Origin of the sequence: Chitinophaga deserti (genome assembly GCF_003149455.1) — a bacterium.
GTDB lineage: Bacteria > Bacteroidota > Bacteroidia > Chitinophagales > Chitinophagaceae > Chitinophaga > Chitinophaga deserti.
Genome location: NZ_QFFK01000007.1, coordinates 1 through 22,023, shown reverse-complemented (window position 1 = coordinate 22,023; position 22,023 = coordinate 1). Strand labels below are relative to the sequence as shown.

At 51.1% G+C, this 22,023-nt stretch carries 17 protein-coding genes; 8 read left to right on the top strand and 9 right to left on the bottom strand.

Annotated elements, in window-relative coordinates; all coding sequences use genetic code 11:
• Positions 1-6: 6 nt before the first annotated feature.
• Together DEV76_RS16630 and DEV76_RS16625 are read left to right on the top strand one after the other, a co-directional pair.
• Positions 7-1,848 (top strand): RagB/SusD family nutrient uptake outer membrane protein, encoded by a 1,842-nt coding sequence (locus DEV76_RS16630; protein ID WP_109699055.1) that lies wholly within the window; start codon positions 7-9, stop codon positions 1,846-1,848.
• 22 nt (positions 1,849-1,870) lie between these two features.
• Complete coding sequence (locus tag DEV76_RS16625) at positions 1,871-2,701, top strand: glycoside hydrolase family 16 protein (protein WP_198652103.1); 831 nt, start codon at positions 1,871-1,873, stop codon at positions 2,699-2,701.
• 339 nt (positions 2,702-3,040) lie between these two features.
• Here the strand turns inward: DEV76_RS16625 and DEV76_RS16620 are convergent, their stop codons facing one another.
• The 5 genes from DEV76_RS16620 to DEV76_RS16600 form a co-directional block, all read right to left on the bottom strand.
• Positions 3,041-4,267 carry an acyltransferase family protein gene (locus DEV76_RS16620; protein ID WP_198652102.1) on the bottom strand — a complete coding sequence of 409 codons (1,227 nt, stop codon included), beginning with the start codon at positions 4,265-4,267 and terminating at the stop codon, positions 3,041-3,043.
• Between the two features lie 99 nt (positions 4,268-4,366).
• The gene (locus DEV76_RS16615) at positions 4,367-5,479 is read right to left on the bottom strand and encodes an amidohydrolase family protein (RefSeq protein WP_109699054.1); all 1,113 of its coding nucleotides are present in this window, start codon (positions 5,477-5,479) and stop codon (positions 4,367-4,369) included.
• 20 nt (positions 5,480-5,499) lie between these two features.
• Positions 5,500-6,972: a RagB/SusD family nutrient uptake outer membrane protein gene (locus DEV76_RS16610; protein WP_109699053.1), complete on the bottom strand. Its 1,473-nt coding sequence runs from the start codon at positions 6,970-6,972 to the stop codon at positions 5,500-5,502.
• A gap of 17 nt (positions 6,973-6,989) precedes the next feature.
• Positions 6,990-10,061, bottom strand: a complete 3,072-nt coding sequence (locus DEV76_RS16605; protein ID WP_157962935.1) for a SusC/RagA family TonB-linked outer membrane protein — start codon at positions 10,059-10,061, stop codon at positions 6,990-6,992.
• Positions 10,062-10,505: 444 nt separating this feature from the next.
• A complete protein-coding gene (locus tag DEV76_RS16600) occupies positions 10,506-11,606 on the bottom strand; it encodes a LacI family DNA-binding transcriptional regulator (RefSeq protein WP_109699051.1) in 1,101 nt (366 codons plus the stop codon).
• A 253-nt stretch (positions 11,607-11,859) separates the two neighbouring features.
• On the opposite strand from DEV76_RS16600, the gene DEV76_RS16595 reads away from it, so the two are divergent.
• Genes DEV76_RS16595 through DEV76_RS16585 form a run of 3 tightly spaced genes read left to right on the top strand, consistent with a single transcriptional unit; the run spans position 11,860 to position 15,971 of the window.
• A complete protein-coding gene (locus tag DEV76_RS16595; RefSeq protein ID WP_109699050.1) occupies positions 11,860-13,206 on the top strand; it encodes a heparin lyase I family protein in 1,347 nt (448 codons plus the stop codon).
• A gap of 32 nt (positions 13,207-13,238) precedes the next feature.
• Positions 13,239-14,591, top strand: a complete 1,353-nt coding sequence (locus tag DEV76_RS16590; RefSeq protein WP_109699049.1) for a heparin lyase I family protein — start codon at positions 13,239-13,241, stop codon at positions 14,589-14,591.
• A gap of 36 nt (positions 14,592-14,627) precedes the next feature.
• On the top strand, positions 14,628-15,971 hold the full coding sequence (locus tag DEV76_RS16585; RefSeq protein ID WP_109699048.1) for a heparin lyase I family protein: 1,344 nt from the start codon (positions 14,628-14,630) through the stop codon (positions 15,969-15,971).
• Between the two features lie 84 nt (positions 15,972-16,055).
• Here the strand turns inward: DEV76_RS16585 and hppD are convergent, their stop codons facing one another.
• From hppD to DEV76_RS16570, 4 genes are read right to left on the bottom strand one after another with little or no spacing between them, the layout of a single operon-like run.
• Complete coding sequence (hppD, locus tag DEV76_RS16580) at positions 16,056-17,186, bottom strand: 4-hydroxyphenylpyruvate dioxygenase (RefSeq protein ID WP_109699047.1); 1,131 nt, start codon at positions 17,184-17,186, stop codon at positions 16,056-16,058.
• A 33-nt stretch (positions 17,187-17,219) separates the two neighbouring features.
• Positions 17,220-18,047: an aldo/keto reductase gene (locus tag DEV76_RS16575; RefSeq protein ID WP_232826984.1), complete on the bottom strand. Its 828-nt coding sequence runs from the start codon at positions 18,045-18,047 to the stop codon at positions 17,220-17,222.
• A gap of 32 nt (positions 18,048-18,079) precedes the next feature.
• The gene (locus tag DEV76_RS26285; RefSeq protein ID WP_262509831.1) at positions 18,080-18,211 is read right to left on the bottom strand and encodes a hypothetical protein; all 132 of its coding nucleotides are present in this window, start codon (positions 18,209-18,211) and stop codon (positions 18,080-18,082) included.
• 26 nt (positions 18,212-18,237) lie between these two features.
• Positions 18,238-19,395 carry a homogentisate 1,2-dioxygenase gene (locus tag DEV76_RS16570; protein WP_109699046.1) on the bottom strand — a complete coding sequence of 386 codons (1,158 nt, stop codon included), beginning with the start codon at positions 19,393-19,395 and terminating at the stop codon, positions 18,238-18,240.
• A 461-nt stretch (positions 19,396-19,856) separates the two neighbouring features.
• On the opposite strand from DEV76_RS16570, the gene DEV76_RS16565 reads away from it, so the two are divergent.
• The 3 genes from DEV76_RS16565 to DEV76_RS16555 all read left to right on the top strand — a co-directional run bounded on the left by DEV76_RS16565 (position 19,857) and on the right by DEV76_RS16555 (position 21,541).
• Positions 19,857-20,486 carry a hypothetical protein gene (locus DEV76_RS16565; protein ID WP_157962934.1) on the top strand — a complete coding sequence of 210 codons (630 nt, stop codon included), beginning with the start codon at positions 19,857-19,859 and terminating at the stop codon, positions 20,484-20,486.
• A gap of 107 nt (positions 20,487-20,593) precedes the next feature.
• Positions 20,594-21,061 carry a helix-turn-helix transcriptional regulator gene (locus DEV76_RS16560; protein WP_109699044.1) on the top strand — a complete coding sequence of 156 codons (468 nt, stop codon included), beginning with the start codon at positions 20,594-20,596 and terminating at the stop codon, positions 21,059-21,061.
• 6 nt (positions 21,062-21,067) lie between these two features.
• Positions 21,068-21,541, top strand: coding sequence for a nucleotidyl transferase AbiEii/AbiGii toxin family protein (locus tag DEV76_RS16555; protein WP_198652101.1), 474 nt, complete (start codon positions 21,068-21,070; stop codon positions 21,539-21,541).
• The last annotated feature ends 482 nt before the right edge of the window (positions 21,542-22,023 follow it).

Genomic DNA, 22,023 nt, shown 5'->3' with positions numbered 1-22,023 from the left:
AACGACATGAAATATATATTCCATTCATTGATTATCGCCACTACTACCTTTGGCGCCGTTTCGTGCAACAAAAACTATCTCGACGTTTCCAAAGAACTGGCGGAAGACAGGGACATGCAGAAGATCTTCTCCACACCGGCCGATGTGAGAAGATGGCAACGCAATATTTACGCAGGTATTCCAAATATGGCCAACTACAGCCGGAACGATATTTCCGGCCTCGATAATCCCTGGCTGCGGATGACCGACGAAGTGAAACTCCGCCAGGTTACAGAATACAACCTAGCTCCGTATACCCTCAGCCACAGTACCTGGTCGAGATGGTCGCTGTACCAGTACATCCGCCAGGCGAATATCTTCCTCGCCAATGCAGTGGAAATACCTGCAACCGGCCAGGCCGATTTCATCAGTGCGGATGAGCTGGCGGAACTGAAAGTACAGGCCCGCTTCCTCCGTGCCTATTACCACTACCTGCTGTTTGAGCTGTACGGCCCTGTTACTATCATGACGGAGATTGCCGATCCCAACAACCGGACGCTCGACTTCGCCCGCAACTCGGTAGATGAAGTGGTGAACTTCATTTACGATGAGCTGACCGCCTGTGCCGACGGACTGAAAGATCCGGACCTTTCCAACCAGCAACTGCTGGCTGTACCTACGAAAGGCGCCGCACTGGCCGTACGCGCCCGGCTGATGATGTACGCCGCCAGCCCGCTCTTTAACGGCGGTTATGCCGAAGCGCTGGCCCTTACCAATAAAGACGGTAAAAGGCTCTTCCCTGATGCCGACAACACGAAATGGCAAAAAGCCCTCACTGCAGTAAAAGCCATCATCGATTACGCGGAAACAGGCGGGCATTATGCTCTGCACCGCGAAAATACCGGCACCTCCTATGATCCTGATAAGAGCCTGTATGAACTGCACATGAAATACAACAAGGAAATCATCTTCGCCCGTTCTGACGTGAACTGGGGAACAGTTCCCAATGCGGGGGTAGACGGATGGTCGGTTCCCCGCGGTGCACGCGGTGGCAGCAACGCCACCGGTTATATTGCCGCCACGCAGGAACTGGTGGATGCCTTTTTCATGAACGATGGCCTGCCAATTCAGGAATCGCCCGCGTATAGTGAAACGGGTATGTCTGTTGCGGGAGAAGACCTCACCGGCCGCACCCAGCCGGGTACTTACCGCATGTATGTAAACCGCGAACCCCGCTTTTACCAGGCTATTTTCTACAATGGCAGGCGCTGGCATGTAGGCAACGAGCAGATCTTCTTCAACCGCGGAGGTAACAGCGATAACAGCGTTCAGGATCATGCCCGTACCGGCTACATCTTCTATAAGAAGCTCAGCAAGCGCGTATACAATCAGGGATCTAACCCGAAGAGCGAATACCGTCCCGGTATCATTTTCCGCCTCGCTGAGTTTTACCTGCTGTATGCAGAAGCCCTCAATGAAGTGACGCCTTCCGATCCCAATATCATCACTTACATCGACAAAGTGCGCAGCCGTGCAGGCATCCCGCTGCTGGCCGACATTAAGCCGGGCATCCGGGGCAACCAGGCCGCCCAGCGCGAAGCTGTGCGTGCGGAAATGCGTGTGGAACTGGCCGGGGAAGGACAGCGCTACTTTGATGTGCGCCGCTGGATGATTGCCGAAGCCCCTGCGGGTAAAGGCGCTCAGGGCGGACCTTATTATGGAATGGATCTCAACGCCGCCACCATTGAAGGGTTCTACAAACGTACCCTCATTGAAAACCGCGGTTGGACGAAAGCCATGTACCTCTACCCCATTCCGCTGAACGATATCCAGAACAGCCGGCTGCTTGTACAAAATCCATTATACTGATAACGATTAATTATCTTCAGACATGCAACTGTCCCTGATACTCGCCGCCGCCATGTATTGCGGCCTTTCATCCACCCACATGCCAACGGCAGAAAAGCGTGGTTACAAAATGGTCTGGAATGATGAGTTTGATAAGGATGGCACCCCCGACCCTGCCAAATGGGATTACGAACGCGGCTTTATCCGCAACCGTGAGCCACAATGGTACCGGCCGGAGAACGCATCCTGCAAAAACGGGTTCCTCACCATCGAAGCGCGGAATGAGCGCATTCCCAACCCCGGTTATGTTGCCGGCAGCAGCGACTGGAAGAAAAACCGTGAGTTTGCGGAATACACCTCTTCCTGCCTCATTACCAAAGGCAAATTTGAGTTCAAATACGGCCGTGTAACCATGCGGGCGAAGATAGATGTCCGTAAAGGCAGCTGGCCCGCCTTCTGGATGCTGGGCGCCAACCGTGGCCCCGTGCATTGGCCTGCCTGCGGCGAAGTAGATATCATGGAATTTTACAGGGGCAACCTCCTGGCCAACGCAGCCTGGGAAGGCTCCGGCGAAACCGCCTGGGACGAAGCCAAATGGCCCGTTGCTGCCTGGGGCGGCGAAGCCTGGGCTAACAGTTTCCATGAATGGGAAATGATCTGGGATGAAAACAGCATGGTTATTTCTGTAGACGGGAAAGAGCTCAATACCATCGATATCAAAAACGCACAAAATGCAAAGAAGGGTAACCACCCCTTCCGGGAAGATTTTTACCTCCTGCTCAATGTGGCACTCGGCCAGAGCGGAGAAGAAATACCTGAAGCACACATGCCTTCACGGCTGATTGTGGATTATGTGCGGGTATATCAGCGCTAGTGCTGAATAAGAATTGTATATAAAAACTAAAATGCCGTCTCTCCTGTTGAGGCGGCATTTTAATTTAAGCATTTTTGTATTATCCCCCTTCATGCCTACACCTCAAACTGATAATATTTCACCGGGGAAGGTAGTCCCAACCTTCAGTGATCCTTCAGTGATCCTTCGGTCAAACTACTGCAAACCTCAGTAAAATCAAGGGCTCACTGAAGGATCACTGAAGGTTGACCGAAGGATCACTATTCAATGTCTTGAAAATGAATACATTGTGACATAACTAAAAAAACACATAAATAGACCTGACTGATATTATATTAACAATCTCAGGACTTCCGACAGCTATACTTTGATAAATATCTTCTTACGGTACATCCAATACAGGATCAACCATTCCAGCGTAAGTACCAATGCGCCCTGTACCAGTGTGGCGTAGGGAACACCGAGGAGCTGGTCATAATTTTGTCCGAGATGGATGTGGAGCGATTGTTTTATAAATCCTCCAAGCCCGTCTGCAATCACATAAGCCGCGATAGAATTGGTACCGATTACCGTCAGGAAAAAGAAGGCAGATTTATACCCGGCAACATCTGCAATCCAGTAAAAGAAAGCAAGGAAAAGGAAACATCCCCCACCGCTGGCGAGCGTCCAGGCGGGCGTCCATATCCTTTTCACGATTGGGTTTATGCCGGCTACATGCAGCAGTAATCCAACTCCCAGCAAGCCGATACCGCAATACAGGAAAAACCTGATGCGCTGTGCGGGCGTTTTTTCTGACTTCAGTGCTTCTCCTGCAAAAGTTCCCAGGATCATGGTGCCTAAAGTAGGGATGAAACTCAGCGTGGCATATCCTCCGCCATTGTACAGGAAAGGTGCTTCCCGCGGGAAAAGGTTCAGGAACCAGGTATCGAAAGCCCAGGCAAGACTGGTATTCTTGTTCCAGTGTGCAGCAAAGCCTTCGAAATTATGCTCCCAGCCCGCAGGTACACCCGGAGCAACTGCTCCCGCCACCGGCAACGGATAGAGCGCAAACGCCAGCCAGAACAGGAAAAGGATGGCAGTACAGGCGATGATTCGCGCCCTTGTTCCCGCAAAGCCCAACGCAAATAGGAAAGGGTATCCCAGGCCTATCATCGTCAATGTATCTTCAAATGTAAAATTGGTCTGCTCCGAGTGCATGGAACGGAGGAAGATGCCTAAACCGATCAGTATCAGTGAACGCGTAATGGTATGCCGCCACATCGAAGCGATACTGCTCCCCTTCGCCAGCCTTGCCGCCATTGAAAACGGCAGGGCCACCCCTACCAGAAAGGAAAACGACGGCTGAATCATATCGTGCAGGGAACAGCCTGCCCAGGGCACGTGGCTCTGGTGAAAGGCCAGGAAGCTCCAGAAACCACTATCCGGCAATGCATCAGAAACCCGGTGGAGGCTCAGCACTTCCATCATCATCAGTAACATCACAAAACCACGGTAAATATCTACGGATGCAATACGGCCAGGGGCCTTTACGCCAGCCGTGGAAGACCGTGGTAAAGCGGCGGTGTCAGTTAAAGGGATAGCGTTCATTCGGTATGCTAAAATTGGTTGATAAAGAGAAGAACCCGCCGGACGGGAACGCCCGGCGAGATCAGCTAAATATACAGGATAGTTGATAAAAAAACGGGGCTATTTGGCCCTGTTTATCTCATGCCCGTCTTTTTTAAGACCCAGAATCTTCAGAGCGTTTTTGTTATATATTTTTTCCAGCACTTCATTCGGCAGATCTAATCCGTAGATCATCCACCGCCCCTGCAGGTGATGCCCCTGCGCGGGATCAAAATATTCATCCGCCGTTTCCAGGAAACGGAAGTAAATGCGGTAGGCTTTGGCATCCGGAGCGGTATCTGTGCCGAACAGTACGCGGTCCTGATATCGGATGAGGAACTTCCGGCAAGTAACGGGCTGGCGCCCCAGTTCGCTGATGCGGGCGCTGAACTCCACGTAGAGGTTGGGGTATTTATCCAGCCAAATACTCACTTGCCCCAAGTCTTCCGGCAGGTTGGCCATATGCGCGCCGATGAAGATAGTATGGGGATGTCTTTCGAGCAACCGGTTGCGTTGTGCCAGCAGCGCTTCCTTGGTGGGATAGCCGTTGCCGTAAAACGACCAGTCGGGATGCAGCCCCAGCTCGTCGTAGCGTTCGTTGTGCTCATCCAGCGGGGTAAAGAACGCTTTGGGGTCAGAGACGTGCATGAGCACGGGGATGCCCAGCTCTCCGCATTTTGCCCAGATGGGATCGAGGCGCGGATCATCTACCGCCACGAACTTACCGGTCTTGTCTTTCACGCCCAGGCCCAGGCTTTTGTACACCTTAACGCCACCAGCCCCCATGGCCACGGCTTCTTCCAGCCGCTGCGCTTCTTTCTTGCCGAAATCAGGCTCATCAATGCGGCTCCATTCAGGTGCGAAGAAAACGAGAAAACGGTCAGCTGCAGACACCTTCGAGCGTTCGAGATGTTTTCTGTAGAAATGATCTTTGGAATGCCCGTCCAGGCTCACCGCCATCACCACGCCCACTTTATCCATCTCTTCGAGATAATGCGCCGCTTTGTCGAGATCACCGAGGTGATTGTGTATGTCTATGACGGGGAACCGCGGGCGAAGAATATCCGTTTGCGGCACTACCAGCTGGCTGGCAGGCTTCCAGTCCACCAGCTTCAGCGGCGGCTTGTCCTGCGCCCGCAGGGGCAGGCACAGGGAAGTGATAGCGCAGAAAAAAAGGGTGAATTGCTTCATCATGTTTTTCCGTTTTTGTGTGATTAGTAATAGCCTTGTGTTTGTTCCAGTACGCCTGGCGCCGCCTGCCCGATCTGTACCTGCGGAATAGGGAATACCCGCATGAATGCCTGCGGCCGCAGCGTGGCCGTTACCGCGGTTTGCGTAACGTTGTTGTAGTTCCTTTCTTCTTTAACAAGCTGCGCGAAGCGGCCGGTACGCGTGAGGTCGAACCAGCGTTCGTTCTCATACGCGAACTCCAGTTGCCGCTCCAGCAGCAACTTGTCATAAAACGTGGTTTCCGTTGCAATGTCGGCGGCGGTATAGTTATGGGCATCATCTCCGAACGCCCGTTCCCGGATCTCGTTCAGTGCAGCCAGGGCTGCGGCGGGCTGGTTGCGGCGGAAGGCGATCTCCGCTCTCAGCAGCACTACGTCCGCATAACGGATTACTGGCAGGTCCAGCCCGGAGGCCTGGAAGGTATGCGCGACAGCATATTTGGCGACATAGGGATAAAAGATCGTAGGAGCCCCGTTAGACGCGGCGGTGTAATTGAGAGATACCGTGGCGGCCTTGCGCTTATCGGCATCGTTATATAGCTTAATGAGGCTCCATGATGGCAATGCCACTTCATCACCCCGGTTCACTATCCCTGCCGAGCCGGCGTTGGGAATGAAAGCGGTAGATAATCCATGGCCATTAGAACCGTCGATATACTTCAGGGAGAAAATAGATTCCGGGTTGTCTTCGTTATTGAGCTTCCATAAGTCCGCGAAATTGCCCACCAGTCCGTATCCCTGGATGGTAGCGAGCTGGTCGGACGCCGCCTTTGCCGCCGCCCATTCCTTCCGATATACCTGCACCTTGATCAGCAATGCTAAAGCTGCTGCTTTGGTGGCACGGCCTTTCGCAATACCCGATTGCAGCGGTAGCTTCGCAGCTGCGTCTGTCAGGTCATCCACGATGAGCTGATAGATCTCTGCAGCCGGAGATTTCCGGGTGTTACGCGACTCCTCGATACTAAGAACGGTAGTCGCTTTCGGTACGTCGCCGAACACACGTACCAGGTCGAAGTACAACAGCCCCCGCAGGAATTTTGCTTCTCCGATGTATTGATCCTTCAGCCCTGCTTTATAATCCGTGGGCTTGTCGATACCCACCAGTACGGAATTAGCACGGAAGATGGCGTTGTAGGTGCTGATCCAGAAGTTGTTCAGCAATGGGTTACTGGGCTCCGGGGTTAGGCCGTCCAGCTCAAAAGAGCCGGCGATCGACTGGTTGGCAGACATGAACAGGTTATCCGAAGGCACTTCCATCACGAGGTAATCCCCCGGTTTGCGGCTTTGCAGCCTGCTATAGATACCGATGGTCAGCTGGTCGATATCGCTGGCGGTTTGCGGAAAGTTGGAACTGGTCAGGAAAGATTCGGGCGACAACTCCAGCAGATCGCTTTTGCATCCCTGTCCGAACACTGCAGCCATCATACAGGCCGCTATATAAGATTTAATCGTTTTCATCTTCAGTCTTTTTGCAATTAGAATTGAACGTTGAGGCCGAAAGTTACCACGCGGTTGATGGGCTCTGTACCATCGTTATAGCCGGCATACGGACCATTATACCCTTCAGGGTTATAGCCATGGTATTCTTTATCGGTCACCATCAGCAGATTCGAAACGGAACCGAATACACGCAGCTGGTTCATGCGCAGGCGGCGTGATATGCTTTCCGGAAAATTGTAGCCGAGGTTCATGTTGCGCACGGCGAAGAAAGAACCGTTCTCAATATAGAGGTCAGAACGGCCCTGGAAGTTGAGCGTGCTGAGGGCGGCTGCGGGAGCACGGCCGTCGCCCGGCTCCGCTTCGGACCACCACTGGTTCTTCACCAGATCGCGGCGCATAGCGCCTACCAGCGCGCCCTGGTAATACTGGTTCTCATAGTTGTACACCTTTGAACCGAGATTGGCCTGTACGGCGATGCTGAGATCGAAATTTTTATATGCGAAATCATTTACGAGGCCGATGATCGCTTTGGGTTGGTAATTGCCGAGGATGGCACGGTCCCGCGCATCGATATTGCCGTCTTTATTCACGTCTTCATAGATGGGATTGCCAAGCTTGCTGCCGGGATACAACGGGATACCGCTGTTGAGCACCTGTGTACTGGATATAACGCCGATGGCTTTATACCCGTAATAGGAGAACATCGGCTCTCCCACGCGCAGGAGCCATGACATGCCGTATTGATCCTCGAACAGCTTTTCCTTATCCACACCCATGTTGAGCACCTTGTTCTTATTCATGGAGAAATTGAAAGATGTGTTCCAGGTGAATTTACCCTTGACGTTCTGGGAGTTGATTTCTATTTCGAAGCCTTTGTTACCGATATCGCCGATGTTAGATATAGAGCCGGTGAAGCCGCTGATGGCGGGTACCGCCACGCTGTACAGGAGATCGTTGGTGCGTTTGTCGTAGTAATCTGCCGTGATGTTGATGCGGTTCCGGAACAACCCGATATCCACACCAAAGTCGTAGCTGCGGGTCTTCTCCCAGCTCAGCGCCCTGTTCTCGATAGAGGTTTGCGCCTTGCCTTTGCCCAACTGGTTATTAGGGGAATACACTGTGCTGCTGATACCGCCCTGCCAGGAGAAATCGCCGATATTGAAGTTGCCCGTTACGCCATAACTGGCGCGTACTTTCAGGTTACTAAGCAGAGGGTTCCCTTTTAGGAAATCCTCTTCGGATACCCGCCAGGCCGCGGATGCGGAGGGGAAGTATCCCCATTGATTGTCGGGGCCGAAGCGGGAGGAGCCATCGGTCCGGATAGAAGCCGCCAGCAGGTATTTGGATTTATAGGCATAATTGACGCGCGCGAAGTACGACATGAGCCCCCAGGCAGACTTGGTAGAGCCGGTGGAATTGGGGTCGATGATGCCGTTGTTCAGCGTCTTGATGATATCATTCTCGAACGAGCCGGGTAGCACGCCCATATAGGCGTTGCGGGAAGTGTTCTTCTGGAAGGATGCGCCGGCGATGGCATTCACATCGTGGTGCCGGGCGAATGTTTTATTGAAACTGAGGACGTTTTCGTTGAGGAGATTGATGTTTCGGTTATCGCTGGCGGTACCGTTGCTTATACCGTTATTAGTGGCGAACCGCGCCTGAAAGCGCTCGTTGGTACCGTAGGAAATATTCCCGGCGAAGGAGCTTTTGAAGCTCAGCGAGGGTGTAAACTGTAATGCAACGAAAAGTTCGCCGATATTATTGAACGCCTGCTGTGTGATCTGGGTACCCTGCAGGATGGCCATAGGATTGGCCTGACTCGTAACCACGGCACCCCAGAGATCGCGGGCCCTCGGGTAAGATCCGTCTTCATTTTGAGTGGGCACGAAGCCTGGATACTTGGCGAGGCTCACTGTACTGGTGGGTGCAAGGCGACGGGTAGAATAAATCGGGTTGATCATCATACCTGCGCTGATCACCTTATTCACTTTTACATCGAGATTGGCGCGGATGCCGTATTGATTGAAGCCAGTAGTCTGGATGGTTCCCTTTTCGCTCTTCACCGTACCGGATACATAATAGCGGACGTTCTCAGTACCACCATTAACCGAGACATTGTAGTTCTGAAACGGTGCATTTTGCGTCACCGCATCCTGCCAGATGTTATTAACGCCATTGAGGAGCACAGGGCTCACCTGGTACTGCGCCAGGCGACGGGCGTCGCCCCAGACAGGAACGGTAACATCTCCACCAGCCCAGGCCAGTTCGCGGTTCTGATATTTAACGGCGTAGTCGTAGAACTCCTTTCCGGTGAGCCAGTCGTTATGCAACATGGGCGAGGAAACACCGGCAAAGGAATTGACCGACAGCACAGGTTTGCCTGTTCTGCCCTTCCTGGTGGTAACGATGATAACACCCCCTGCGGCACGGGAGCCATAAATAGCAGCAGACGATGCATCTTTCAGTACTTCGATTGAAGCGATATCATTCATGCTTATGCTGCCAAGCCCTGCGCCTGGAAACCCGTCGATCACCACTAGCGGATCATTGCTGGCATCGATAGAGCCCGCGCCACGGATACGGATCACGGGGGCTGCGCCTGGCGCAGAACTTGTCTGCGCTATGTTTACGCCGGCGATACGGCCAGTCAGGGCCGACTCTACGCGGCCTACGGGTATCTGATCCAGCTTCACGTTCTCGAGTTTGGAAACGGAGGCGGTAAGCGAGCTTTTCTTCATGGTCCCGTAGCCTACTACCACTACTTCATTCAGCGATTCCTCGCTGTTGCGCAGGGTCACGTTTTGCGTGCCTGCAGCAGTAAATGGGATTTCCTGCGGCAGCATGCCGATGAACTTGAAGACGAGAGCACCCGGTTGCGCCGGAACGGATAATGCATAGCGGCCATTCTCATCAGTTGCGGTACCGCGGGAAGTACCTTTCAGCGCTACAGATACGCCGGGCAGTGGCGTGCCGTCAATTCCCTTAACAATGCCTGAAAGCCGCCATTCACCAGCCGATTGCGCGGCGGCAATAAACGGGAGAAGCCATACACAAAGGCCCAGGCAAAGGGAGATGATAATTTTTAGACAATGCGATGTTCGTTTCATTAGACGATAATTTGGTTGAGTACGAATTTGGTCATGGCCCTGACCGGTTTTATTGGCCGGGAGGGCAAATGAAAGGCATGGGGCTGCCGTTGCGCAAAGCTTGTTTGCGCGGTTGATCCGGATTGAATTCATAGTAATTGTCAGCCTTGTTTTTGGTTATTAACGGCGTCTTAGACTCACATGCGTGTACTGGCTATTCTGATGGTCCTGTATATCTATTCTAAACTGTCTGAAAACGTGGTAAAATGTTCCTTGGGAACAACACAAACATAACGCGATTTTTTGAAGAACAAACAATTTTATCAAATTGTTTGCGCACACACATAGATTTTATCAAATTTGGGTACGTACACGCAATTTTTTAATCAATAATCTATCAAAGTGTGGAATTAAAAAACGCCGGTGCGGGGAGGCACCGGCGCAAAACCTATAAAACAACAGTATTTAAAGCGATACTTTATGCTCCAGCAGCGGCTTTTCGTCGTGCTCCGGAAGGTAGTAGTTCACATTCTCACGGGTGACGATGTCCAGCGGCATATATTTCATGAGCGGAATCTCTTTGCCAAGGATCACATGTTCCGCTAGGTAGTAGACGGACCAATACCCCTGCCCAAAGGGCCCCTGGTTGATAAGGAACTGTATCTGCTCCTGTTGCAGATAGTGCAGGTTCTGCGGCAACAGATCGTAACCAATAAGCCGGATGTGTTTAATACGCCGCTGTTCCATATAACTTGCGATGGAATAGGCTTTGGACGTGGTGACAAATATGCCTCCGAGCCGGGGATTATCTTCTATGAGGCTATCGAGTTGCCCGATAAACGCCGCCATATTGGACCTGTCCAGCTCCGCTGCCACGATAGGATATTGCTCTTCCAGGTGGTGTTGCACGAAGTAATTCCGGAATCCCTTTTCCTTCTTCCCCAGGTGCGATGCATTGGCTGCACGCTCGTCGATATGCGCCACCAGTAAGGTACATGGCGCCGGCAGGCCGTAATGGAACAGCTTCCCGGCCAGCAGACCGCTGGTATACAGATCGGACCCGATATAACTCAGGGGCGTATATTCCGATATCTGACTATTGAAAATAACGAAGGGCGTGCCTGCCTGCTGCAGGGCTTCGAAGTATGGCAGGCTTTCCCGGTAGAACACCGGAGAAATCACCACCCCGTCGTGCGCCCCTGCCAACAAGGCCAGTGCCTGGGCCTGGAAAGACGCCACGTCGTAGGGATCAAACAGGTACTTCTTAACCGCCACCCCATAATGTTTCAGCGCTTTCTCCGCCTTTTCAACTCCGGCACGCGGCTCCAGCCAATAACTATCCGCCTGCGGGTCCGGGATCAGTGCACCGAGGCTATAGGTCTTATTTGCCCCCAGCGCCCGGGCGATCAGGTTGGGCTCGTAATTCATCTCTTCAATAATCTTCAACACCTTCTCCCGCACGTCTTCCGCCACTTTTCCGCGATTATGTATAACCCGGTCAACCGTACCCGTAGACACTCCCGCCTTCTGCGCGATGTCCTTAATCCTAACTGATTTGCCGCTCATGAATACTTACTTATTGGTATAAAAAGGGATTCCTTACAGGTAATGCATATCAATCATTCCCAACCCGGTAATATTATGCTGCTATTTCGATATTTTTTTAACGCAAACACATAATTTTTTATCAGTGTGTGCGCACACACCAATTTGTTACTATGTTTGTGTCCGCACACACAAGATAGGTAAAATTTAAGCTCGGTTCAATTCCACATTAGCAATCGCCCTCACATTCATTTTTTACTTAAACCTCTCCCGCATGAAAATCTCCTTCCGGTATGCATGCCTTGTGCTGATTTGCATCTTTTCACTGACCGCCTGCCACAAAAACGATCAGCAGGCACCGGCGCCTTCACCTAAAGCACTCACATCTATGGCTGCTCCCGAACTGGCAGCAGACCGGAAAATCACGGTAGCCCGGCACCGCATTTCCACCACTGCCCCACTCGATCAGGACAACCGCGTAGAAAACCTGCTCGACAATAACCTGGATACCCGATGGTCGGGCGAAGGTAATCCTCAATCTGTTGTCCTCGATCTTAAAACTACCTATATGGTTAACCAGGTAAAGATCGCATTTTATGTTACAGGATACCCCTCTCATATATACACCTTTGATATAGCGGTATCGGCAGACAGTACCGCCTGGACCACCGTACTCTCCAACCAAAAAAGCACCGCAGGCACAACCGAACTCCAGTCATTCCCTTTCTCCATCAGGGAGGCGCGTTTTATCCGCATTACCGGCCACGGCAGCACCAGCAATCTATGGAACAGTTATACAGAAGCGGAAGTATGGGGTTCTTCCATTGGGGCGCTTGATATGGTCTGCGATTGGGAAACAGGGAATATCAGCCAATGGACAGGAGGCTTTTCCGGACTTAGTCAGTCAGCGCAGTTAGCGATCGTCACCGACCGGAAAAGACAAGGCAATTATGCAGCCCGGTTCACCGTCAGACCCGGCGACCGTGCCTGTAAAGACGGGCATTGCACCAGCGGGGAAAGATGCGAACTCTCTCACTGGAATTATGACCGCGAAACACTGGATGATGATTTCTATTATGGATGGTCCTCCTACTTCCCCGCTAACTGGATCCAACCCAATGATTGGGCTATCTTCATGCAATGGCATTGCCATACAACGATCTCACCTCCCGTAGCATTCGCCATAAACGGAAACAACCTGGAAGCAGAATTCCATTCCGGAAATATCAACAGCGGAATCCAGTACAGGCAGGATCACGTAATTGCGCCGGCCACGAAGGGTAAATGGCACGATTTCATGGTGCGGATCAAATTCCGGCCCGACTTCAATGCCAAAATTAAAGTATGGCACAGGCTGGAAGGGCAACGGGAGTTCACACTGGCATTAGAACTGAACGTACCTACATTGCAATGGACCAGCATCCCGGGGAAAATAGAAAATGGCAATGTCGCCTTGTATGGCGTCCCCTTCAAATTGGGAACCACCAACGGCTGGACTACCGGAACCTACACCAAACACGGGCTGTACCGGGGCTTAACTCCCGGCGTAACTAACATCCTTCACCAGGACAACTGGAACCGTGGCACTTCCTACAACGCCATCCGGGCAACTTTCGACTGATTCTTTATCAACCATAAACAATACATGCACACATGAGACTACTCCTACCATGGCCAGCCCTGCTGGCGCTGACATCTTTCATTTCCACCGGCTCCTCCTGCGTTAAAAACGAGTACCCCGGCCCGGGCGACAGCACGGCTTGCGCCCCATGTTCCAAATTGCTCGTCCGCTTCCCGCTGACGCCATCGCAGCTTTCCACTACCGCAGCGGCAGATGGGGAAAACATCCTTGCCAACCTGATAGACGGCTCCACTGGCACCCGCTGGTCCGGACAGGGAGACCCGCAGCACGTAACTGTCAAACTCGACTCTGTCAGGGCCGTTGGGCAGGTACGCATCGCCTTCCACACCAGCGGCAGCGCCACCCGCACCTCCAGCTTCGAGATCGCTATTTCGGAAGACAGCACTAACTGGACAACCGTTGTAGCCACGCGCAATTCAGCGCCCAATATCACTACCTTGCAGGACTTCTCCTTTGCCCCCACATGCACCCGCTTCATCCGCATCACAGGCCACGGAAACAGTCAAAGCAACTGGAACAGCTGGACGGAACTGGAGATCTGGGGCTGCGGCAAATCCACCAACCCGGAAGGCGCTATTGACCTCACCGGAGACTGGGAAACGGGAGATGCAAGTCAATGGGACGATGGCTGGTCCGGTAAAGACTCGGCGGCACAATTCGCCATTGTTACCAGTCCAAAACGGCAGGGCAATTACGCGGCTAAGTTTACCGTCCGCCCTGGCGACCGTGTCTGCAAAAACAGCAATTGCACCAGCGGTGAGCGCATGGAAGTAAACCGCTGGAATTACGTCCGCGAAACCGTAGGCGATGAATACTACTATGGCTGGTCTACCCTCTTCCCGGAAGACTGGCAGCAACCGGAAGGCTGGGCAATTTTCATGCAGTGGCATGCACATACGCCCATATCCCCTCCCATCGCATTCGGCGTAAAGGATAATAACGTCCGCGTAGAATTTAGCAGCGGGGACATCGGCGAATGGTGGCCAGCGGAATATCAGCAGAACCATACCATCGCTCAGCTGAATAAAGGAAAATGGCATGACTTTATTGTGCGCATACGATTCAAGCCCGATAATACCGGCCTGCTGGAAGTATGGCACCGGCTGGAAGGACAGGCGGAATTTACCCGGGCGCTCTCGCTACCGAATGTACCTACCCTGCAATGGTCCAACGAAACAGAAGATGTATCGGAAAACTACCGCATCCCGTATACCCGCACTGATCTTGGAGCAGGATATACTTCCGGGCTGTATGTCAAACACGGGCTGTACCGCGGCATTGACTCTACGAAAACCAGCTCCCTGTACCAGGACAACTGGCATCGCGGCACGTCGTTCAATGCCATCCGGGCTACTTTCCAATAAACCCTATTCTATCAAACCAGATCCTTTTTCATCAACATGAAAGCCATCCTTCTCGTTCTTTTTGTAGCGACATGCGCTGCATTATCCGTCCCGGTTTCCTCCTGCAGGAAACCCGGCCCACGGCTGCCGGACAGCCTGCGCTGTAAATCATGCCAAACGCCTTTCGCCAAAATTCCCTTGCAGCTCCGGCAACTGAGCACTTCTGCAACGGAAGAACCCGGCAATGGGCTTGCCAACCTTATCGACGGGCAATTTGGCACCCGGTGGTCTGGCGAAGGCAACCCTACTACACTTACCGTCAAACTAGATTCCATGACCGTGATCGGTGAAGTGAAAATCGCCTTCCACACCAACGGACATGCCACGAGAACATCCAGCTTTGAAGTGGCTGTATCGCGCGACGGCGCTAACTGGATGACGGTAGTATCCAAACGCAATTCCGAACCTATGATCACGGCGCTCCAATCTTACCCCTTCACCAAAACCTGCGCGCGGTACATCCGAATCACCGGTTTCGGCAATACGGCCTCCGCCTGGAACAGTTATACCGAACTGGAAGTCTGGGGCTGTGTACCGGACAAAGTGGAGCTGCACTGCAACTATGAAACCGGCGATGGATCACAATGGACCAACGGTTTCATTTGCAAAAGCGTGGATACACAGTTTACCGTCGTGACTGACACCGTGCGGGAAGGCCGGTATGCCGGCAGGTTTATGGTAAGGCCGGGCGATAAGTTCATGAAGCGCGACAGTACCCTCACCAGCGGCGAACGCCTGGAAGCGACATTGTGGAACTATGCACGCGAAACAGAAAGCGATGATTACTATTATGGCTGGTCCAGCCTTTTCCCGACCGACTGGACGGAGCCCAGGCGCTATGGCATCATTATGCAATGGCATTCCCATTTCGACGTACCGCCGCCGCTGGCGTTCGATGCGCGTGCAAACATCCTCCGTGTAAACTACAATACCGGCGACTGCACCAATTACTGGCCGCCGGAACATGAAGATTTCGATACAATCCTCCACAACCTCAACAAAGGGAAATGGAACGATTTTATCGTGCATGTGAAGTTCAAGCCTGACAATACGGGGATCGTGGAAGTGTGGCACCGCGTGGAAGGTAATGCGGTGTTTAACAAAATCTATGCACGCCCCAACATGGCGACGCTGCAATGGACATCCAACATCAAAAGGATTCCGGAAACACAATATGCCATCCCCTACAGCCGCAACGGCGTGAACGGATGGACTTCCGGGCTATACATCCAACATGGCCTGTACCGAGGCGATGGCGGCACCAACACCAACGTCTTGTATCACGACAATTGGAGCCGGGGCAATTCTTTCAATGCGGTGAGGAATACATTCTCCAAATAACAACACCCTAAACGGCAAAGGGTGACCAGAAAAGCGATTATCTCTTTTCGGTCACCCTTTTATTTTCTCACGTAGCAGGTTGGTTTATAAGTTGCCGCGCAGCGCCTGTTCGCGCTCGATAGATTCAAACAGCGCCTTGAAATTGCCTTTCCCGAAAGATTTGGCACCCTTACGCTGGATGATCTCAAAGAAGAGCGTAGGCCTGTCCTGCAGCGGTTTGGTAAAGATCTGCAGCAGATATCCCTCATCATCACGGTCTACGAGGATACCCATTTCCTCCAGTGGCTTCAGGTCTTCATCAATCTCCCCTACCCTGTCCAGCAGGTCTTTGTAGTAAGATGATGGTACCGTCAGGAACTCAACGCCTCTTGCCTGCAGTTCGCCTACCGTATGTACGATATCGTTGGTAGCGATGGCGAGGTGCTGTACACCGGGACCGCCGTAGAATTCCAGGTATTCTTCGATCTGTGATTTCTTCTTTCCTTCCGCAGGTTCGTTGATAGGGAACTTGATCCGCCCGTTGCCATTGCTCATTACTTTAGACATGAGCGCGGAATATTCGGTGGAAATATCCTTATCATCGAACGATACGAGGTTGTGGAAACCCATGGTCTGGCTGTAAAAATCCACCCAGGTATTCATTTCATTCCAGCCTACGTTACCCACGCAGTGGTCTACATACTGTAAACCGGTGCTGGTAGGCTGGTAACGGCTCTGCCAGGGGCGGAAACCGGGCAGGAAAGCACCATTGTAGTTCTTACGTTCCACGAAAATGTGTACGGTTTCGCCGTAGGTATGAATACCGCTGCGTACCACCTCGCCAAACTCGTCTTTCTCCACAACCGGCTCCATGAAAGGCTTAGCGCCACGTTTTACGGTTTCTTCGAAAGCCAGGCGGGCATCATCTACCCAAAGTGCGAGCACCTTCACGCCGTCTCCATGTTCTTCAATATGCGCTGCAATTTCACCTCCCGGTTTCAGCGGGGTGGTGAGTACGAAGCGCAGTTTGTTTTGTACGAGTACATAAGACACGCGGTCTTTCACGCCGGTTTCAGGGCCGGCGTATGCGAGTGACTGGAAGCCGAAGGCCGTTTTGTAAAAATGTGCGGCCTGCTTGGCATTTCCCACGTAAAACTCCACGTAGTCCGTGCCGTTGAGCGGCAGAAAATCTTTCGTTTCCTGCGCAGTTGCTGGCTTTACGGTGGCTGTGTTCATAAAAAAGATTGTTTTGGTGTTTGATTTCTATTGTTATACGAGCTGTAGCGCGTACAGATGTTTATTGATATAATCGATTTCTTCCGATGTAAGTTTTATGTTGATGGCATCCGCATTCTGAAGGGCCTGCCCTGCATTACGCGCACCAACAAGTGCCACGGTAATACCCGGCCGTTCGATAGTCCAGCGGATAACCAGCTGCGCCAGCGTTGCATTCTTGCTTTCTGCCAACGGCTTTATGATCGACAGAAATGCATTGATACGGGCAATGTTATCGGGCTGGTAGAATGGTGTTTTCGGGCGGTGGTCCCCTTCTTCGAACTTATGATCCGGCTTGATCTTACCGGTGAGGATACCGCGCTGCAAAGGACTGTAAGCCAGAATAGACTTATTGTTCTCAATGCAATACGGCACCAGTTCCTTTTCAATATTGCGCTCCACCATGCTGAAGGGCACCTGGTTGGATACCAGCTTACACACGGCATCGGCCTGCTTCATCTGCTCCGCGCTATAGTTGCACACACCCGCTTCCCGGATTTTACCCTGCTCTTTCAGGCGCAGCACTGCTTCAAAGGTTTCTTCGATGGGTGTGGTAGCATCGGGCCAGTGGATCTGGTAGAGGTCGATATAATCGGTGCGCATACGGCGGAGACTGGCTTCGCATTCGCGGATGATGCTGTCGCGGCCGGCGTATTTATAGATATCAATGGCTTTGCCGTTGTTATCAGTGCTGCTGAAGCCGAAGGTGCCTTTGGTGCCTTCCCACGTCATCCCGAATTTGGTGAGCAGCTGTACTTTATCGCGGGAGATGCCTTCCAGCGCTTCGCCTACGATCTCTTCACTGGTGCCCTGTCCGTAGATAGGAGCGGTATCTATAGAGGTAACACCCCGGTCTATGGAAGCGCGGATAGCCTCGGTAGCGTCTTACGCTCTGCGCCTCCCCACATCCAGCCGCCGATGGCCCATGCGCCAAAAGTGATGGCGGATACTTTCAGATTACTTTCTCCTAATTGTCTGTATTCCATGCGTTTATTTTTCCTAAAAGTATAAATTATTCGGCCCAGCTCATCACATACCGCTCATCTTCAATGCCCAGCGCATCCTTGGTTACCTGCAGCGGATGGAAGGTATCCACCATCACGGCCAGTTCTTTCGTTTCCTTAGCGCCCAGGCTCTTCTCCACAGCACCGGGATGCGGCCCATGCGGGATACCGCCGGGATGCAGGGTGATCATACCACGCGTTACGTGTTTGCGGCTCATGAAATCACCGTCTACGTAATACAGTACTTCATCACTGTCGATATTACTGTGATTGTATGGAGCGGGAACTGCCTGTGGATGGTAATCGTACAGGCGGGGTACGAAGGAACATACTACGAAGTTGTGGCCTTCGAATGTTTGATGCACCGGCGGGGGCTGATGCACACGGCCGGTGATGGGTTCGAAGTCGTGGATAGAGAGTGCGAAAGGATATTCGCAACCATCCCAGCCCACCACATCGAACGGGTGATGCCCGTAATGGATGGGGTACATCACGCCTTTCTTTTTGATATTGATAATGAAATCGCCTGCCTGATCAATGGTTTCAAGGTCTTTCGGCTGCCTGATATCGCGCTCACAGAAAGGTGCATGTTCGAGGAGCTGGCCGAACGGACTGAGGTACCTTTTCGGAAACCGGATGGGACTGAACGATTCCACGATGAACAACCGGTTGTCTGCATTCGAGAATTCGATCTGGTAGATGGTACCGCGGGGGATGGATAGATAATCGCCATACCTGAATTCGATACGGCCGTATTGGGTGCGGAGTACGCCGGAGCCTTCGTGAATGAAGAGCAGTTCGTCGGCGTCGGCGTTCTTATAAAAGTATTCCTTCATACTGCTGCGCGGGGCGGCAAGGGAAAGGTGGCAATCGCTGTTAACGAGTACGGGTTTGCGGGAAGCGAGGTAATCGTTTTCCGGCTGGATATTGAACCCCTGGAAGCTGCGGTGCTTCAGCATCTTTTCTTCTGCCACAAGAGGCGCAGCGGCATAAGGCTCATCAACCTTCACGATTTCGGTGGGCGGGTGGCAGTGGTACAGGAGGGAGTAATGGGAAGAGAACCCTTCGGTGGAGAAGAGCTGTTCCGAGTACAGATTCCCGTTTGGCTGACGGAACTGGGTATGCCGCTTATGCGGAATTTGCCCAAGTGTATGATAATGTGGCATAATTGGTGGAATTGAGCCTTTCCGGCGGTGAGCCGGCAAATGGGTCATAATATGTTTACAGGAGGAGATGGCCAGATGAAGGCCCCGGCATTATAACGCCGAATCCATGGCGAGAGTTGCCATGAGAAAGCAATAACTGCTCTGATATTTGTATGTAAGCGAGGAATGCATACGTTATTGTGCTAAAATTAAGGTAAATAACAATACGGCAAACAAAAGCAGGAGAAAATTTTTACCTTGACGTATCCTTTACCTAAATACCTATACCCATGTGGCCTTCTTTCCGGCAGTCGTTGTTAAATACAATTCAGACTATACAGCATTTTTACCTGACACATTCCCGGTTTTGCCGTAATGTGTGTCTTGCAGCAATTATTGGGGGAATACTGGCGGGTGGAGTTGTTTTCGTGTTTACTGCAATGCTGACGGGGAATATGGTTGAAGACAATACCAATTTTCTATTGGCAGGACTATTCTCCGGATTAACACCGGGCATACAAATCGCAATGCTGGCCAGCAGCCTGATAGGCATACACTTTCATAAAGGAAGCCTTCCGGCAAACGGTGCCGCATTTATCTCAGGTATACCGGTTGCTGCATGGAACCTCTTTGTACTCGGCGCTTTCATCATTCTGATACTATTTGGCATTCATGAAACACTGGAGCAAATGCAGACAGAGCGTTATACTTTCGAAAACTACACGAAACTCAGCCTGCAATTGCATAATTGGCTCAAGAACATATTGGGTATGGCCACGCTGATGTTAACACCTTTCATTGCTATCAGAATCTACCTTAAGGGCATCGGGTACCGTCTCAATGCTGAACTCAGAAGCAGTTATTTTGCATCAGCCATTGTATTGTATTGCTGGATACAGGTATTGCAGACATTTGTATATGTCATCAACCAGTTTATTACCACCCCTATAGCTTTAGCTATATCCGCAGAAATGATCCAGTATACCCTGATGGGAGCAGTATCAGTTTTCGTTTATCTCTTCGGCATGCTGCCAGCTGCGGCCATCACATCGGGTATTGTAGCACCAGAAACTGATATCCAATTCGAAGGGGAAACTGAAACAAAAGGGTAAACAATACTTAATACCCACCATTTACATATTATAATAAAGTTAAAACACAAGCAACTAAACAAATTTGTTTACACCAAACGATGAAAACTAATTCGTACATTTGCGGTATGAAAAGTCAGGAATTCAATGCATTAAAGGGAATCCATCCCGGTCTTTTCCTCGAATACGAATTGAAGAAAAGAAATCTCCCCAAGGGTCAATTAGCACTTTCCATCGGAGAGTACCCACAAACCATTAGTGCTATAACAAAAGGGAAACGCCTGATGAATACTGCGCTCGCATTAAAAATCGAGCATAAGCTGAATATTGAAGAGGGCTTCTTTATGATACTGCAGACATACTATGAAATAAAACAAATTAAGCAGCAGGAAAACAAAAGCCATCACCCCGATTTACAGAAATTAAGGAAAATACTTTTTTGGGATACCAGCTTTGAAAACATTGACTGGATACTCCAAAAGGAAGCGATTATCAAAAGAGTTTTTGAACGCGGAAACGAGCAGGAAAAAAATGAGTTAATTGCATTCTATGGTGACGATATAGTAAATAAAATCTTAAAAAAGAAGGAAAACTAATCGATAATGCTTCATTGGAATACAGTCTCACCTCTGCTTCAGACAATCCTGAAAGATATTATGAATCAGGAGATGTTCCGTGCATTCCGATTAGTAGGCGGCACAGCACTCAGCCTGCATCTGGGCCACCGTATGTCAGTGGATATCGATTTATTCAGCGATCAGGAATATGGCACAATAAACTTCCAGGAAATTGAAAATTATCTCAGCAAAAAATATAAGTACTTCGAAAAATCCACAGAAGGATTAATTGGAATTGGCACTTCCTATATTGTTGGAAAAAATAAGGAAGATGTTATAAAGCTGGATATTTACCATACAGATAGTTTTATCCGCGAACCGCATATTGAAGATGGAATAAGAATGGCCACAGTTGCAGAAATAGCAGCAATGAAAATCGATGTCATACAACGCGGAGGCAGAAAGAAAGATTTCTGGGATTTACATGAAATACTAGACACGATACCCCTTCAGACTTAATACGACCTACACCTGGAAAGGCACCCCTACACGCACAACAAAAAAGAAATAACCTCCCAACTTACAAATTTCGATACTGCAGATTACGAGTTCGATCCAATCTGCCTTAAAGGCAAAATATGGGAACTTATTAAGTTCGAAATTATAAGGACTTGCAATGCCTGAGTCCTTCTTCCACACTTACACACCTATGACAAAGCACTATTGACTGTGGATAAAGGCCGTGGAAGGCAGTGTAGAGGCAGTCTACACGGGGTGTAAAGGCTGTCTAAAGGCAGTCTAACGGCAGACGAAGGGCAGACGAAGGGCAGATGAAGGGCAGACGAAGGGCAGTAACAAGGTAGTTTAAAGGCAGTATGTCTTACACTGAAAAAACTTTACAGGGTTAGGGGGTTAAGTACGGGATTGGCTTGACAGCATTGTCGTTAAACACTGTTTTCGCTTTACAGTTACTTGGCTTGCGATCAAATTCGCTTTACAAT

Excerpts from the sequence above, each read along its gene's own strand:
- DEV76_RS16630 (WP_109699055.1), top strand. The coding sequence starts at position 7 with ATGAAATATATATTCCATTCATTGATTATCGCCACTACTACCTTTGGC.
- DEV76_RS16625 (WP_198652103.1), top strand. The coding sequence starts at position 1,871 with ATGCAACTGTCCCTGATACTCGCCGCCGCCATGTATTGCGGCCTTTCA.
- DEV76_RS16620 (WP_198652102.1), bottom strand. The coding sequence starts at position 4,267 with ATGAACGCTATCCCTTTAACTGACACCGCCGCTTTACCACGGTCTTCC.
- DEV76_RS16615 (WP_109699054.1), bottom strand. The coding sequence starts at position 5,479 with ATGATGAAGCAATTCACCCTTTTTTTCTGCGCTATCACTTCCCTGTGC.
- DEV76_RS16610 (WP_109699053.1), bottom strand. The coding sequence starts at position 6,972 with ATGAAAACGATTAAATCTTATATAGCGGCCTGTATGATGGCTGCAGTG.
- DEV76_RS16605 (WP_157962935.1), bottom strand. The coding sequence starts at position 10,061 with ATGAAACGAACATCGCATTGTCTAAAAATTATCATCTCCCTTTGCCTG.
- DEV76_RS16600 (WP_109699051.1), bottom strand. The coding sequence starts at position 11,606 with ATGAGCGGCAAATCAGTTAGGATTAAGGACATCGCGCAGAAGGCGGGA.
- DEV76_RS16595 (WP_109699050.1), top strand. The coding sequence starts at position 11,860 with ATGAAAATCTCCTTCCGGTATGCATGCCTTGTGCTGATTTGCATCTTT.
- DEV76_RS16590 (WP_109699049.1), top strand. The coding sequence starts at position 13,239 with ATGAGACTACTCCTACCATGGCCAGCCCTGCTGGCGCTGACATCTTTC.
- DEV76_RS16585 (WP_109699048.1), top strand. The coding sequence starts at position 14,628 with ATGAAAGCCATCCTTCTCGTTCTTTTTGTAGCGACATGCGCTGCATTA.
- hppD (WP_109699047.1), bottom strand. The coding sequence starts at position 17,186 with ATGAACACAGCCACCGTAAAGCCAGCAACTGCGCAGGAAACGAAAGAT.
- DEV76_RS26285 (WP_262509831.1), bottom strand. The coding sequence starts at position 18,211 with ATGGAATACAGACAATTAGGAGAAAGTAATCTGAAAGTATCCGCCATC.
- DEV76_RS16570 (WP_109699046.1), bottom strand. The coding sequence starts at position 19,395 with ATGCCACATTATCATACACTTGGGCAAATTCCGCATAAGCGGCATACC.
- DEV76_RS16560 (WP_109699044.1), top strand. The coding sequence starts at position 20,594 with ATGAAAAGTCAGGAATTCAATGCATTAAAGGGAATCCATCCCGGTCTT.
- DEV76_RS16555 (WP_198652101.1), top strand. The coding sequence starts at position 21,068 with ATGCTTCATTGGAATACAGTCTCACCTCTGCTTCAGACAATCCTGAAA.